This is a genomic window from Kitasatospora sp. NPDC057936 (assembly GCF_042887525.1).
Taxonomy (GTDB): domain Bacteria; phylum Actinomycetota; class Actinomycetes; order Streptomycetales; family Streptomycetaceae; genus Kitasatospora.
The window spans coordinates 1-13,968 of the sequence record NZ_JBHVPD010000003.1 but is presented as its reverse complement, the minus strand read 5'-3'; the positions used below and the strand labels follow the sequence as shown (position 1 = coordinate 13,968).

The 13,968-nt window shown below is 71.9% G+C and carries 11 protein-coding genes; 5 read left to right on the top strand and 6 right to left on the bottom strand.

Annotation, left to right across the window (positions count from 1 at the left end):
- Positions 1-113: 113 nt before the first annotated feature.
- The 3 genes from ACFVU9_RS02255 to hrcA all read right to left on the bottom strand — a co-directional run bounded on the left by ACFVU9_RS02255 (position 114) and on the right by hrcA (position 3,244).
- Positions 114-863, bottom strand: a complete 750-nt coding sequence (locus ACFVU9_RS02255) for a 16S rRNA (uracil(1498)-N(3))-methyltransferase (protein ID WP_380498166.1) — start codon at positions 861-863, stop codon at positions 114-116.
- Positions 864-989: 126 nt separating this feature from the next.
- Positions 990-2,132 carry a molecular chaperone DnaJ gene (dnaJ, locus tag ACFVU9_RS02250; protein WP_380498167.1) on the bottom strand — a complete coding sequence of 381 codons (1,143 nt, stop codon included), beginning with the start codon at positions 2,130-2,132 and terminating at the stop codon, positions 990-992.
- Positions 2,133-2,209: 77 nt separating this feature from the next.
- Positions 2,210-3,244 carry a heat-inducible transcriptional repressor HrcA gene (gene hrcA / locus ACFVU9_RS02245; RefSeq protein WP_380444794.1) on the bottom strand — a complete coding sequence of 345 codons (1,035 nt, stop codon included), beginning with the start codon at positions 3,242-3,244 and terminating at the stop codon, positions 2,210-2,212.
- Positions 3,245-3,493: 249 nt separating this feature from the next.
- Between hrcA and htpX the strand changes: the two genes are divergently transcribed.
- From htpX to ACFVU9_RS02230, 3 genes are all read left to right on the top strand, one after another.
- Positions 3,494-4,414 carry a zinc metalloprotease HtpX gene (htpX, locus tag ACFVU9_RS02240; RefSeq protein ID WP_380444793.1) on the top strand — a complete coding sequence of 307 codons (921 nt, stop codon included), beginning with the start codon at positions 3,494-3,496 and terminating at the stop codon, positions 4,412-4,414.
- 61 nt (positions 4,415-4,475) lie between these two features.
- Positions 4,476-5,060 (top strand): hypothetical protein, encoded by a 585-nt coding sequence (locus tag ACFVU9_RS02235; protein WP_380444792.1) that lies wholly within the window; start codon positions 4,476-4,478, stop codon positions 5,058-5,060.
- 24 nt (positions 5,061-5,084) lie between these two features.
- Positions 5,085-5,918 (top strand): DUF3097 domain-containing protein, encoded by an 834-nt coding sequence (locus ACFVU9_RS02230; protein ID WP_380498169.1) that lies wholly within the window; start codon positions 5,085-5,087, stop codon positions 5,916-5,918.
- Here the strand turns inward: ACFVU9_RS02230 and ACFVU9_RS02225 are convergent.
- Genes ACFVU9_RS02225 through ACFVU9_RS02215 form a run of 3 tightly spaced genes read right to left on the bottom strand, consistent with a single transcriptional unit; the run spans position 5,909 to position 9,674 of the window.
- Positions 5,909-6,442 (bottom strand): Uma2 family endonuclease, encoded by a 534-nt coding sequence (locus ACFVU9_RS02225; protein WP_387589029.1) that lies wholly within the window; start codon positions 6,440-6,442, stop codon positions 5,909-5,911. The genes ACFVU9_RS02230 and ACFVU9_RS02225 overlap by 10 nt on opposite strands.
- 21 nt (positions 6,443-6,463) lie before the next feature.
- Complete coding sequence (hemW, locus tag ACFVU9_RS02220) at positions 6,464-7,693, bottom strand: radical SAM family heme chaperone HemW (protein WP_387589026.1); 1,230 nt, start codon at positions 7,691-7,693, stop codon at positions 6,464-6,466.
- Between the two features lie 58 nt (positions 7,694-7,751).
- Entirely contained in the window at positions 7,752-9,674 is a 1,923-nt protein-coding gene (locus ACFVU9_RS02215) for an AMP-dependent synthetase/ligase (protein ID WP_380500189.1), read from the bottom strand.
- 346 nt (positions 9,675-10,020) lie between these two features.
- Here ACFVU9_RS02215 and ACFVU9_RS02210 point away from each other — a divergent pair, with 346 nt between their 5' ends.
- Both ACFVU9_RS02210 and ACFVU9_RS02205 read left to right on the top strand, forming a co-directional pair.
- Entirely contained in the window at positions 10,021-11,754 is a 1,734-nt protein-coding gene (locus ACFVU9_RS02210) for an ABC transporter ATP-binding protein (protein ID WP_380444785.1), read from the top strand.
- Between the two features lie 134 nt (positions 11,755-11,888).
- The gene (locus tag ACFVU9_RS02205; RefSeq protein WP_380444826.1) at positions 11,889-13,787 is read left to right on the top strand and encodes an ABC transporter ATP-binding protein; all 1,899 of its coding nucleotides are present in this window, start codon (positions 11,889-11,891) and stop codon (positions 13,785-13,787) included.
- Positions 13,788-13,968: the final 181 nt, after the last annotated feature.

The window sequence follows — 13,968 nt, the reverse complement described above, 5'->3', positions numbered from 1 at the left end:
GCCGCTTTTACCCGACTCCACCCGGGTGAGACCGGGCGGGATCCGGACGGAATCCGAGTGGGAACCGGGCGAAAACCGGGCGGGATCCGGGCGGCCCCCGAACGCAGGGGCCGTCAGGCCCAGCGCCCCGTGCGCCCGAGCAGCAGCGCCCCGGCGGCCACGCCGGCCGTCGAGGTGCGCAGCACCGACGGGCCGAGCCGGTGCGGCTTCGCGCCCGCCTCGGCGAAGGCGGCCAGCTCCTCCGGGGAGACGCCGCCCTCGGGGCCGACCACCAGGACGACGTCCCCGGCGGCCGGCAGCGCGGCGGCGGCCAGCGGCTCGGAGCCCTCCTCGTGCAGCACCGCGGCGAACGCGGCGCCGGCCAGGACGGGGGTCAGCTGGCGGGTCGTCATCAGGTCCCGCACCTCGGGGAAGCGCAGCCGGCGGGACTGCTTGCCCGCCTCCCGGGCGGTGGCGCGCCACTTGGCGAGCGCCTTGGCGCCGCGCTCGCCCTTCCACTGGGTGATGCAGCGCGAGGCGGCCCACGGGATCACGACGTCCACGCCGACCTCGGTCATGGTCTCCACGGCCAGCTCGCCGCGGTCGCCCTTGGGCAGCGCCTGGACGACGACGATCCGCGGCGCCGGCTCCGGCTCGCGGCGCACGGCGGCCACCGTGACGTCGATCGCGTCCTTGCCGAGCACCTCGGCGACCGTCCCGTCCACGCCGAGCCCCAGCCCGTCGGCCAGGGTGACCGCCTCGCCCGCCGTCAGCCGCTTCACCGCGGCCGCGTGGCGCCCCTCCGGCCCGTCCAGCCGCACCACGGCCCCGGGCGCGGCGGCGGCGATCCGCTCGGTCTCTACGACGAACACGGGGGCGGTCATGAGGGGGAACCTTTCCGGGGTGGGACCTGCGGCCCGGGCCGGCAACCACGGCCAGGGCCCGCGACCAGGGGGGACGGAACGCGAAAGGGGTGCCGGGGCGAGGCCCCGGCACCCCTCCGCGGACGGCTAGCGGCCGTTGAACGCGTCCTTCAGACGCGAGAACAGGCCCTGCTGGCCCGGCGCGAACTGGCCGGACGGGCGCTCCTCGCCGCGCAGCACCGCGAGACGGCGCAGCAGCTCCTCCTGCTCGGCGTCGAGCTTGGTGGGCGTCTGCACCTCGACGTGCACTATCAGGTCGCCCCGGCCGCCCCCGCGCAGGTGGGTGATGCCGCGGCCGTGCAGCGGGATCGACTGGCCGGACTGGGTGCCGGGCCGGATGTCGACCTCCTCCAGCCCGTCCAGGGTCTGCAGCGGCACCTGGGTGCCGAGCGAGGCGGCCGTCATCGGGATGGTGACGGTGCAGTGCAGGTCGTCCCCGCGCCGCTGGAAGACGGTGTGCGTGGTCTCGGCGATCTCGACGTACAGGTCGCCGGCCGGGCCGCCGCCGGGGCCGACCTCGCCCTCGCCGGCCAGCTGGATCCGGGTGCCGTTGTCGACACCGGCCGGGATCTTGACGGTCAGGGTGCGGCGGGCGCGGACCCGGCCGTCGCCGGCGCACTCCGGGCACGGGGTCGGCACGACGGTGCCGAAGCCCTGGCACTGCGGGCAGGGGCGGGAGGTCATGACCTGGCCCAGGAAGGACCGGGTGACCTGGGAGACCTCGCCCTTGCCGCGACACATGTCACAGGTCTGCGCGGAGGTGCCGGGCGCGGCGCCCTCCCCGCTGCACGTGGTGCAGGTGACGGCCGTGTCGACCTGGAGCTCCTTGGTGGTGCCGAACGCGGCCTCCTCCAGGGTGATCTCCAGCCGGATCATGGCGTCCTGCCCGCGGCGGGTGCGCGAGCGCGGGCCCCGCTGGCCGGCCGCGGCGCCGAAGAAGGCGTCCATGATGTCGGAGAAGCCGAAACCGGCCGCGCCGGCGCCGAAGCCGCCCGCGCCACCGCCGCCGCCCGGCGAGAGCGGGTCGCCGCCGAGGTCGTAGACCTGCCGCTTCTGCGGGTCGGAGAGCACCTCGTAGGCGGCGTTGATCTCCTTGAACCGCTCCTGCGTCTTCGGGTCCGGGTTGACGTCCGGGTGCAGTTCGCGTGCCAGGCGCCGGAACGCCTTCTTGATCTCGTCCTGCCCCGCATCCCGTCGGACGCCGAGTACCGCGTAGTAGTCCGTGGCCACCTAATGCTCCGCTTGTTCCGCCTGTAGTAGTGCTGCGACAGGGCACCACCGCTGGTCTGTCCAGCGGTGGCTGATTGCTACGACTCGGCCAGGATCTGACCCACGTACCGCGCCACCGCTCGCACCGCCCCCATTGTGCCCGGATAGTCCATCCGGGTCGGACCGATCACACCCAGTTTGGCCACGCTCTCGTCGCCCGAACCGTAGCCGACGGACACCACCGAGGTGGAATTCAGCCCCTCGTAGGCGTTCTCCCGGCCGATCCGGACCGTCATCGCCGCGTCCGTGGTCTCACCCAGGAGGCGGAGCAGGACGACCTGCTCCTCCAGGGCCTCCAGGACCGGCTGGATGGTGAGCGGGAAGTCGTGGCCGAAGCGGGTCAGGTTGGCCGTGCCGGCCAGCATGATCCGCTCCTCGTTCTGCTCGGCGAGCGCCTCGAACAGCGTCGCCAGGACCGTGGTGACGGTCGGCCGGTCGACCTGTTCGAACATCGCGGGCAGCTCCTCCAGCGCCGCCGGGACGTCCGGCAGGCGCTGGCCGACGGCCCGCGCGTTGATCCGGGCCCGCAGGTCCGACAAGGCCGTCTCGCCGACGGTGCCCGGGCAGTCCACCATCCGCTGCTCGACCCGGCCGGTGTTGGTGATCAGGACCAGCATCACCTTGGCCGGGGCGAGCGCGACGAGTTCGATGTGCCGCACGGTGGAGCGGCTCAGCGAGGGGTACTGCACGACGGCGACCTGCCGGGTGAGCTGGGCGAGCAGCCGCACGGTGCGTGCGACGGTGTCGTCCAGGTCGACCGCGCCCTCCAGGAAGTGCCGGATCGCGCGCCGCTCGGGCGCGCTCATCGGCTTGACCTCGGCGAGCCGGTCGACGAACAGCCGGTACCCCTTGTCGGTGGGGATGCGCCCGGCGCTGGTGTGCGGCTGGTGGATGTACCCCTCCTCCTCCAGCGCCGCCATGTCGTTGCGGACGGTGGCCGGGGAGACCCCGAGGTTGTGCCGCTCCACCAGGGCCTTCGAGCCGACCGGCTCCTCGGTGCCCACGTAGTCCTGGACGATCGCGCGCAGCACGGCGAGCTTGCGGTCGTCGAGCTGGCGGACCTCACCGGCCATGGGGCACGCACCTCCGTCTTCGCACGTTGTCCGTTGTGACGTATCGAGCTGATGCGGGCCTGGAAGGCCCGGGTTTGGCACTCTGAGCGCACGAGTGCCAGAACCCTACCTGCCAGTGTACGGCCCGGGTCCGACGGCAGGAACGGCGCAGCGGGGGTGATCCTGCCCGCAGTTCCCGGCGCGGGGGTGGTGCCCCGCGGCCGTCCGGGTGGCAGCATCGATAGCGGACGGCGAACGGAGGAGCAAGCGATGTCGAGCTCGGCCCAGCACACCCGATTCGCGCCCGACCGCGGCCTGACCGGCCGGATGGTCGGGACCATGTTCGTGATCGGGCTGTTGTACGTCGGATTCACCGGCCTGCTGATCGTGCTGCTGCGCGGCGCCTGGCCCCTGATCGTGCTGATCTCCGGCGGGCTGTTCGTGGCCCAGTTCTGGTTCAGCGACAAGATCACCGAACGGGCCATGGGCGCCCGCCCGGTGTCCCCCGAGCAGTACCCGCAGTTGCACGGCACCGTCGACCGGCTCTGCGCGCTCGCCGACATGCCCAAGCCCAGGGTGGCGGTCGCCGACAGCGACATGCCGAACGCCTTCGCCACCGGCCGCAACCCGCAGAACGCCGTCGTGTGCGTCACCACCGGCCTGCTGCGCCGGCTGGAGCCCGAGGAGCTGGAGGGCGTCCTCGCGCACGAGCTCTCGCACGTCGCCCACCGGGACGTCGCCGTGATGACGATCGCCGGGTTCCTCGGCGTCCTCGCCGGGGCGATGACCAGGATCGCCATGTACGGCGGGTTCATCGGCGGCGGGCGCAACAACAACGACCAGAACGCGGCGATCGCGGCGCTGATCATCCCGCTGGTGTCCATCGTCGTCTACGCGATCAGCTTCCTGCTCACGCGGCTGCTGTCGCGCTACCGCGAGCTCGCCGCCGACCGCGCCGCCGCCCAGCTCACCGGCCGGCCCAGCGCGCTCGCGTCGGCGCTCACCAAGGTCACCGGGCAGATCGCCGCGATCCCGTCCAAGGACCTGCGCCAGGCCCAGCCCTACAACGCCTTCTACTTCGCCCCGGCGCTGAGCGCCAAGGAGACGGCCTCCCAGCTGCTCTCCACCCACCCGACGCTGGAGAAGCGGCTGGAGCAGCTGGCGAAGATCTCCGCCCAGCTGGGCCGCTGAGCCCCGCCGACCCGCCGACCCGCCGACCCGCCGACCCGCCGACCCGCCTGAAGGGACCGCCGTGGGAATCCTGGACGCCCTGTTCGGCCGCACCAAGCCCGTCAAGCCCGACCTCGACCAGCTGTTCGGCGTCCCCTCGGCCGCGCTCACCCTGGAGGCCGGCGCCGGGTTCCTGCCCACCGGGCTCGGCTCGGTGTGCTTCGCGGCCGTCGAGGGCGCCGCGTTCGTCCAGGTCGAGCAGCAGGTGCGGGCGCTGCTCGACGCCGACACCGAGCGCGGCGGCGTCCCGGTGGAGGCCTCCAAGGACGGCTACGGCTACTCGTGGCTGCTCGCCCGGCACACCGCGGAGGAACTGCCGGAGCTGGTGAACGACCTGCACGCGGTCAACAGCGAGCTGGAGGCGAACGGCTTCGGGCCGCAGCTGCTCTGCTCGCTGGTGGGCTTCCGGAACGGGGAGGGGCAGTCGCTGGCGCTGGTCTACCTGTACAAGCGCGGCACGTTCTACCCGTTCGCGCCGATGCCCGGCGGCGGGGAGCGGCGCAACAGCCCGCTGGAGCTGCAGATCAACGCGATGCTGGCGAACGACCTGCGGCTGGAGAAGGACCTCGGCCGCTGGTTCCCGGTGTGGGGCGCGCCCGGGCTCTGACGGGCCGTCCGTAGACTCGCCGGCATGCGCAGCCGCCAGTACGGACCCGACCTGACCCCGCCGTGGAAGAAGCAGGCACCCGCCCCGGAGGTGCCCGCCGAGCGGGACCTCGTGGTCGAGGAGGCGGCGACCGGCTTCTGCGGGGCGGTGGTGCGCTGCGAGAAGACGGCGGAGGGGTTCACCGTCACCCTGGAGGACCGTTTCGGCAAGCACCGGGTGTTCCCGATGGTGCCGCGCGGCTTCCTGCTGGAGGGCAGGGTCGTCACCCTGGTCCGGCCGTCCGGCCCGGCCCCCGTCCGCGCCCCGGCCCGCACCGCCTCCGGTTCGGTCGCCGTCCCCGGCGCCCGCGCCCGGGTGGCGCGCGAGTCCCGCATCTACGTCGAGGGCCGGCACGACGCCGAACTGGTCGAGCGGGTCTGGGGCGACGACCTGCGGATCGAGGGCGTCGTGGTCGAGTACCTGGAGGGCGTGGACGACCTGCCCGCGATCGTCGCCGACTTCGCCCCGGGCCCCGGCCGCCGCCTCGGCGTCCTGGTCGACCACCTGCTGCCGGGCACCAAGGAGCACCGCATCGCCGCCCGGGTCACCGGCGAGGACGTGCTGGTCGTCGGCCACCCCTACATCGACATCTGGCAGGCGGTGAAGCCGTCTTCGGTCGGCATCCCGGCCTGGCCGACGGTCCCCCGCGGCGAGGTGTGGAAGGAAGGCGTCTGCCGCCGCCTGGGCTGGCCCGTCGACACCCCGGCGGCGTGGAAGCACATCCTGTCGAAGGTGAACTCCTACAAGGACCTGGAGCCCGAACTCCTGGGCAGGGTGGAAGAGTTGATCGACTTCGCGACCCTCCCGGGTCAGGCGTAGGTCTGGAACTCCGAGGTGTCGAGCGTGACGCCCAGCAGATGCACCGGAATGGGCTCGCCGAACTTGGTGGTCCGCTCGGAGACGTAATCCGGCAGACCCGAGGCGCTCGCCCGGGTGGGTTCGGTGAGCAGCACACAGACGGCCTTGATCGGGTCGACGATCAGGTAGACGGGGATCGTGCCCTCGGCGTAGAGCTCGCGCTTGGTCCGGTAATCGCGGAGCGCACTGGTCTTCGAGACCACCTCCACCGTCGCCACCGGCACAGTCGCTTCGGCAGCCCCTCTCTCGAACACCACGAGATCCGGCTGCAATCGACTGCCACCACCACAGGAGACATCCTGCCTGGTCCAGCGATGCCACCTCTCGGCGGGGATCTGATGGATCAGGGACTCGACGATGAGATTGGTCGTCAGGTCGGAGCTCAAGGACAGCAAGATCTCCCCGAAGATGAGCTCGGCGCGAACACCTTCCGGGATCTCAAGGCTCTCCAGAACCCCCCACACTCGCGCACTTGGAGTAGTCACGCGAACACCCTAGAGGTCGGCTCAGTCCACCAGGTCACGCACGACCGCGTCCGCCAGGAGACGGCCCTGGAGGGTGAGGGTGGCGCGGCCCCCGGCGTAGGTGTCGGGGGCGAGGAGGCCGCTCGCGAGCGCCTCGGCGGCCGCCTCGCGGGCCGTGTCGGTGAGGAGCGTGAGCGGGATGCCCTCGGCGAGGCGCAGTTCGAGGAGGATGCGCTCGACGCGGCGGTCCTCGTCCGTCAGCACCTCGCGGGCCAGGGCGGGGGTGCGGCCTTCGGCCAGCGCCCGGGCGTAGGCGGCGGGGTGCTTGGCGTTCCACCAGCGGACGCCGCCGACGTGGCTGTGGGCGCCGGGGCCGGCGCCCCACCAGTCGGCGCCGGTCCAGTACAGCTCGTTGTGGCGGCAGCGGCCCTCGGGGGTGGTGGCCCAGTTGGAGACCTCGTACCAGTGGTAGCCGGCGGCGGCGAGCGCCCGCTCGGCGATCAGGTAGCGGTCGGCGTGGACGTCGTCGTCGATCATCGGGAGCTCGCCGCGCTTGACGCGGGCGGCGAGGCGGGTGCCCTCCTCGACGATCAGCGAGTAGGCGGACACGTGGTCGGGCCCGGCGCCGATGGCGGCGTCCAGGGAGGCCCGCCAGTCGTCGTCGGACTCGCCGGGGGTGCCGTAGATGAGGTCGAGGTTGACGTGCTCGAAGCCGGCCGCGCGGGCCTCGGCCACGCAGGCCTCGGGGCGGCCCGGGGTGTGGTGGCGGTCGAGCAGCTGCAGCACGTGCGGGCGGGCGCTCTGCATGCCGAAGGAGATCCGGTTGTAGCCGCCCTCGCGCAGCTCGGCGAGGTAGGCCGGGCCGACGGACTCCGGGTTGGCCTCGGTGGTCACCTCGGCGCCGTCGGCGAGCCCGAACTCGTCGCGGATCGCGGCGAGCATCCGCACCAGGTCGCGGGCGGGCAGCAGCGTCGGGGTGCCGCCGCCGAGGAAGACCGTCTCCACCGGGAGGTCCGTGTCGCCCAGGACGCGACGGGCGAGCCGGATCTCCGCGATCACGTTGTCGGCGTACGTCTCCTGCGAGGCGACCGCGCCCGAGGAGCGGAGCTCGGTGGCGGTGTACGTGTTGAAGTCGCAGTAGCCGCAGCGGCTGGCGCAGTACGGCACGTGCAGGTAGAAGCCGAACGGCCGGGTGCCGAGCCCGTCGAGGGCGTGCGCGGGCAGGGAACCGTCGGACGGCACCGGATCGCCGTCGGGGAGTGCGGAGGGCATGACCCCATTGTCCCGTACGGCCGGGGCGAACCCGCGGGCCGTACGGGACGGGGGCGGCTCAGGCCTCGTTGGCCCCCGCGTACATCGCGGTCACGGCGTCCGCGTAGGTCCGCTCGACCACCGGGCGCTTGATCTTCAGGCTCGGGGTGAGCTCGCCGTGCTCGATGTCGAGGTCGCGCGGCAGCAGGTGGAACTTCTTGATCGTCTGCCAGCGCTGGAGGTCGCCGTTGAGCTTCTTCACGAAGCCCTCGATCAGCTCGTGGACCTGCGGGTCGGCGGTCACCTCGGCGTAGGACTTGCCGGCCAGGCCGTGCTCGGCGGCCCACGGCATGATCACGGCCTCGTCCAGGCCGATCAGCGCGGTGCAGAAGTTGCGGCCGTTGCCGATCACCAGGATGTTGCTGACGAACGGGCACACCGCCTTGAACTTGCCCTCGACCTCGCTCGGCGCGACGTACTTGCCGCCGGAGGTCTTGAACAGGTCCTTCTTGCGGTCGGTGATCCGTAGGAAGCCGTCGGCGGTGAGCTCGCCGATGTCCTCGGTGTGGAACCAGCCGTCCGGCTCCAGCACCTCGGCGGTCTTCTCCGGCAGGTTGTGGTAGCCGCGCATGACGCCCGGGCCGCGCAGCAGGATCTCGCCGTCCTCGGCGATCCGCACCTCGGTGCCCGGCAGGGCGCGGCCGACCGTGCCGATCCGCACGTCCTCCTTGCGGTTGACGCAGGAGCCGGCGCTGGTCTCGCTCAGGCCGTAGCCCTCCAGGATCGGCACGCCGGCGCCGAGGAAGAAGTAGCCGATCTCGGGGGCCAGCGCCGCGCTGCCGGAGACCGCGCCGCGCAGGCGCCCGCCGAACGCGGCGCGGATCTTCGCGTACACCAGCTTGTCGGCGACCGCGTGCTGCGCCCGCAGGGCGAACGGCGCGCCGTCCACCCCGGTGGCGATCCGGTTCTCCTGGACGACCCGGGCGTACTCGCGGGCCACCCCGGCGGCCCAGCGGAAGATCTTGTACTTCGCGCCGCCCTCGGCCCGGGCCCGCCCGGCGATGCCGTTGTAGACCTTCTCGAAGATGCGCGGCGCGGACGCCATGACGGTCGGCCGGATGGCCGGCAGGTTGTGGATGATCCGGTCGACCCGGCCGTCCACCGCCATCACATGGCCGGTGGCGATCTGGCCCGAGATCAGCGTCTTGCCGAACACATGCGACAGCGGCAGCCACATGAACTGGACGTCGTCCGGGCCGAGCAGCCCGCTCGCCTCCTGGGCGCGCGCCTCGTACGCCCAGCAGTCGTGCACCAGGCGCACGCCCTTGGGGCGACCGGTGGTGCCCGAGGTGTAGATCAGGGTGGCCAGCTGCTCCTTGTCGAGCGCGGCGACGGCCTTCTCGACGGCGTCCGGGTGCTCCTCGAGGTACGCGGCGCCGCGCTCCTCCAGCTCGGCCAGGGTGATGAGGTCGAGCCCGGCCGTCTCGGGCGCCCCGGCGGGGGCGTCGAACAGGATGACGGTGCGCAGTTCGGGCAGTTCCCCGATCTGCTCGACGGCCTTGGCGAGCTGCGCGGCGTTCTCCGCGAACATCGCCCGGCAGCCGGAGTCGGAGAGGATGAAGGCCGTCTCGTCGGCGTTGGTGCTCGGGTAGACGGTCGTGGTGGCCGCGCCCGCGCACATGTTGCCGAGGTCGGCGACGATCCACTCCAGGCGGGTGGAGGAGGCCAGGGCGACCCGGTCCTCGGGCTGGATGCCGAGCGCCATCAGGCCGGCGGCCACCGCCTTGACCCGGGCCGCGGTCTGCGCCCAGGTGAGCGAACGCCACTGCTCGGCGCCGGGGGCGCTGTCCGCGGCCTGCTCGTCGACCGGGGCGGGGTAGCGGTAGGCCTCGGCGTTGGGGGTCGCGGCGACCCGCTCCAGGAACAGGTGGGCGACGGAGGCGGGACGCCCGGCGACGATGTCGGCGCTGCCGGAGTCGATCAGGGACTGCGCGGAACTCAACGAGGACCTCCGGGGGCGGGTGGCCGTCTGAGGGATTTGTCGCGGCTCCCGTGGGGGCGGTCGCCGGTCCCCCGTTACGCGTGCGGTACCGGCGAGTAACAAGGGGGCAATCAGCAGCCTAGGGGGAAACCGGTCATTCCGTAAGGGGGTCTACCCGCCAGGCACCCCGCCACCACCCCGGTGCCCCGCGGACGGCACCCGCGTGAACCCCGCAACCCGGCCCGCCCGGCGGTTCGGCAAAGGACTGGACAAACCTCATGTCCCGGCCGGGGGAATCGTCTGTACGAGTGCACGAAGGAACGAGAATTGGGATGCGAATCCACCCGTCGACGACAAGAGTGTGCAAGTGCTGATCAGACTGCTCAGGGCGTACCTGCGCCCGTACTCCCGACCGATCGCCCTGCTGGTCGTCCTCCAGCTCGTATCGACCCTCGCCGCGCTCTACCTGCCCACTCTCAACGCCGACATCATCGACAGCGGCGTCGTCAAGGGCGACACCGGCTACATCCTCAGGGTCGGCGCCGTCATGATCGGCGTCACCCTCGTCCAGGCCCTGTGCTCGATCGGCGCCGTCTACTACGGCGCGCACACCGCCATGGCCTTCGGACGCGACGTCCGCGCGGCCGTCTTCGACCGCGTCCAGAGCTTCTCCGCCCGCGAGGTCGGCCAGTTCGGCGCCCCCTCCCTGATCACCCGCACCACCAACGACGTCCAGCAGGTCCAGATGCTGGCCCTGATGAGCTTCACCCTCATGGTCGCCGCACCGATCATGTGCGTCGGCGGCATCATCATGGCCCTCAACCAGGACGTCCCGCTGTCCGGCCTGCTGCTCGCCGTCATCCCCCTCCTCGGCACCGTCGTCCTCCTGCTCGTCCGCGCGCTGCGCCCCAAGTTCCGCAGCATGCAGGAGAAGATCGACACGGTGAACCGCGTCCTGCGCGAGCAGATCACCGGCATCCGCGTCATCCGCGCCTTCGTCAAGGACGACCACGAGCAGGCCCGCTTCGGCGAGGCCAACGGCGACCTCACCGACGTCGCGCTCCAGGTCGGCCGGCTGATGTCGTTCATGTTCCCGGCCGTCATGCTCGTCGTGAACGTCTCCAGCGTCGCCGTCCTGTGGTTCGGCGCCCACCGCATCGACAGCGGCGGCATGGAGATCGGCGCCCTGACCGCGTTCCTCTCCTACCTCATGCAGATCCTCATGAGCGTCATGATGGCCACCTTCATGTTCATGATGGTGCCGCGCGCCGAGGTCTGCGCCGAACGCGTCCAGGAGGTCCTCGGCACCTCCTCCAGCGTCGTGCCGCCCGCCGCGCCCGTCACCGAGGTCCTGCGCCGCGGCAACCTCGAACTGCGCGACGTCGACTTCCGCTACCCCGGCGCCGAGGCCCCCGTGCTGCGCGGCATCGCCATCACCGCCCGCCCCGGCGAGACCACCGCCGTCATCGGCTCCACCGGCAGCGGCAAGTCCACCCTCCTCGGCCTCGTCCCCCGGCTCTTCGACGCCACCACCGGACAGGTCCTGCTCGACGGCGTCGACGTCCGCGAACTCGCCCCCGAGGCGATCGCCGAGAGCGTCGGCCTCGTCCCCCAGAAGCCCTACCTGTTCACCGGCACCGTCGCCAGCAACCTCCGCTACGGCCGGCCCGACGCCACCGACGAGGAACTCTGGCACGCCCTCGACGTCGCCCAGGCCAAGGACTTCGTCGAGAAGCTCCCCGAAGGCCTCGACGCCCCCATCGCCCAGGGCGGCAGCAACGTCTCCGGCGGCCAGCGCCAACGCCTCGCCATCGCCCGCGCCCTCGTGCGCAAGCCCGACGTCTACCTCTTCGACGACTCCTTCTCCGCGCTCGACTACGCCACCGACGCCCGGCTGCGCAAGGCCCTCTCCCACGAGACCTCCGACGCCACCGTCCTGATCGTCGCCCAGCGCGTCTCCACCATCCGCGACGCCGACCGCATCATCGTCCTCGACGAAGGCGCCGTCGTCGGCAGCGGCACCCACCACGAGCTCATGGCCGGCAACCCGACCTACCGGGAGATCGTCCTCTCCCAGCTCACCGAGCAGGAGGCGGCGTGACCACCCCCCGCAAGCCCAGCGCCCCCCAGCAGCCCGCCGGGCATCAGCCGTCGGACCGGGCGACGGCCGACGAGCTCCCCAGCGATTCCCAGGCCGCCGCCGCCCGCCGCGGACCGGCCGGCCCCGGCCGCTTCATGGGCGGCCAGGGCACCGAGAAGTCCATGGACTTCAAGGGCTCCGGCAAGCGCCTGCTCGGCCTGCTGCGCCCCGAACGCCCCCTGCTCGCCGCCGTCCTCGGCCTCGGCGTGCTCAGCATCGGCTGCGCCGTCACCGGCCCCAAGGTCCTCGGCAACGCCACCGACCTGATCTTCGCCGGCGTCGTCGGTGCCCGCTTCGAGCCCGGCACCTCCAAGGCGCAGGCCGTCGAGGGGCTGCGCGCCCACGGCCAGGGCGGCATCGCCGACCTGCTCTCCTCCGTCGACTTCACCCCCGGCCAGGGCATGGACTTCGGCGCCATCGGCACCGTCCTGCTCTGGGTGCTCGCGATCTACGTCGCCTCCGCCCTGTTCGGCATCGTCCAGGGCCGCCTCGCCACCAAGGCCATCCAGCGGGCCGGCTACCGGCTGCGCCAGGACGTCGAGGCCAAACTCGCCCGCCTGCCGCTGAGCTACTTCGACAAGCAGCCGCGCGGCGAGGTCCTCAGCCGGGTCACCAACGACATCGACAACATCAGCCAGTCGATGCAGCAGACGCTCGGACAGGTCGTCAACTCGCTGCTCACCGTCGTCGGCGTGCTCGCGATGATGTTCTGGATCTCCCCGCTGCTCGCGACGATCGCCCTGGTGTCCGTACCGCTGTCGGTGGTCGTCGCCGCCAAGGTCGGCAAGCGGGCGCAGCCGCAGTTCGTCCAGCAGTGGGCCTCCACCGGCAGGCTGAACGCCCACATCGAGGAGATGTACACCGGGCACGCCCTGGTCAAGGTCTTCGGCCGGCAGCGCGAGTCCGCCGAGACCTTCCGCGAGCACAACGAGGCACTGTTCGCCTCCAGCTTCCGCGCCCAGTTCATCTCCGGCATCATCCAGCCCGCGATGATGCTCATCGGCAACCTGCAGTACGTGCTCGTCGCCGTCGTCGGCGGACTGCGGGTCGCCAGCGGCGCGCTGTCCATCGGCGACGTGCAGGCGTTCATCCAGTACTCGCGGCAGTTCAGCCAGCCGCTCACCCAGGTCGCCAGCATGGCCAACCTGGTGCAGTCCGGCGTCGCCTCCGCCGAGCGCGTCTTCGAACTCCTCGACGCGCCCGAGCAGACCCCCGAACCGGCCATGCCCGAGAAGCCCGACGTGATCCACGGCCGGGTCGCCTTCCAGGACGTCTCCTTCCGCTACGAGCCCGACAAGCCCCTCATCGAGGACCTCTCGCTCAAGGTCGAACCCGGCCAGACCGTCGCCATCGTCGGCCCCACCGGCGCCGGCAAGACCACCCTCGTCAACCTGCTGATGCGCTTCTACGAGGTCAGCGGCGGGCGGATCACCCTCGACGGGGTCGACGTCTCCGCGATGTCCCGCGAGGACCTGCGCTCCGGCATCGGCATGGTGCTCCAGGACACCTGGCTGTTCGGCGGCAGCATCGCCGACAACATCGCCTACGGCGCCCAGGGCGCCACCCGCGAGCAGGTCGTCGAGGCCGCCAAGGCCGCCCACGTCGACCGCTTCGTGCGCACCCTGCCGGACGGCTACGACACCGTCATCGACGACGACGGCGCCGGCGTCAGCGCGGGCGAGAAGCAGCTCATCACCATCGCCCGGGCCTTCCTCGCGCAGCCCTCCATCCTCGTCCTCGACGAGGCGACCAGCTCCGTCGACACCCGCACCGAGGTGCTCATCCAGCGGGCCATGGCCCGGCTGCGCACCGGGCGCACCAGCTTCGTCATCGCGCACCGGCTCTCCACCATCCGGGACGCCGACGTGATCCTCGTGATGGAGAACGGCTCGATCGTCGAGCAGGGCTCGCACGACGAACTGATCTCCGCCGGCGGCGCGTACGCGCGGCTGTACCAGGCGCAGTTCGCGGAGGCCGTGGCCGAGGTGGACTGACCGGAGGTCGCGTTCGGGCCGGGGCGGGACTCTCCCGCTCCGGCCCTCCGCGTTCCCGGGCCCTTCGCGTTCGCCGGCCCTTCGGACGGCCCGCCGCGGTCACACCGACCTACCCAACGAACAATAACAACGACCCACGCAACAACCAAAACAGCAGCGACAAGCAGATCGTCAACCACAA

Excerpts from the sequence above, each read along its gene's own strand:
- ACFVU9_RS02255 (WP_380498166.1), bottom strand. The coding sequence starts at position 863 with ATGACCGCCCCCGTGTTCGTCGTAGAGACCGAGCGGATCGCCGCCGCC.
- hrcA (WP_380444794.1), bottom strand. The coding sequence starts at position 3,244 with ATGGCCGGTGAGGTCCGCCAGCTCGACGACCGCAAGCTCGCCGTGCTG.
- htpX (WP_380444793.1), top strand. The coding sequence starts at position 3,494 with ATGTCGAGCTCGGCCCAGCACACCCGATTCGCGCCCGACCGCGGCCTG.
- ACFVU9_RS02230 (WP_380498169.1), top strand. The coding sequence starts at position 5,085 with ATGCGCAGCCGCCAGTACGGACCCGACCTGACCCCGCCGTGGAAGAAG.
- hemW (WP_387589026.1), bottom strand. The coding sequence starts at position 7,693 with ATGCCCTCCGCACTCCCCGACGGCGATCCGGTGCCGTCCGACGGTTCC.
- ACFVU9_RS02205 (WP_380444826.1), top strand. The coding sequence starts at position 11,889 with ATGGGCGGCCAGGGCACCGAGAAGTCCATGGACTTCAAGGGCTCCGGC.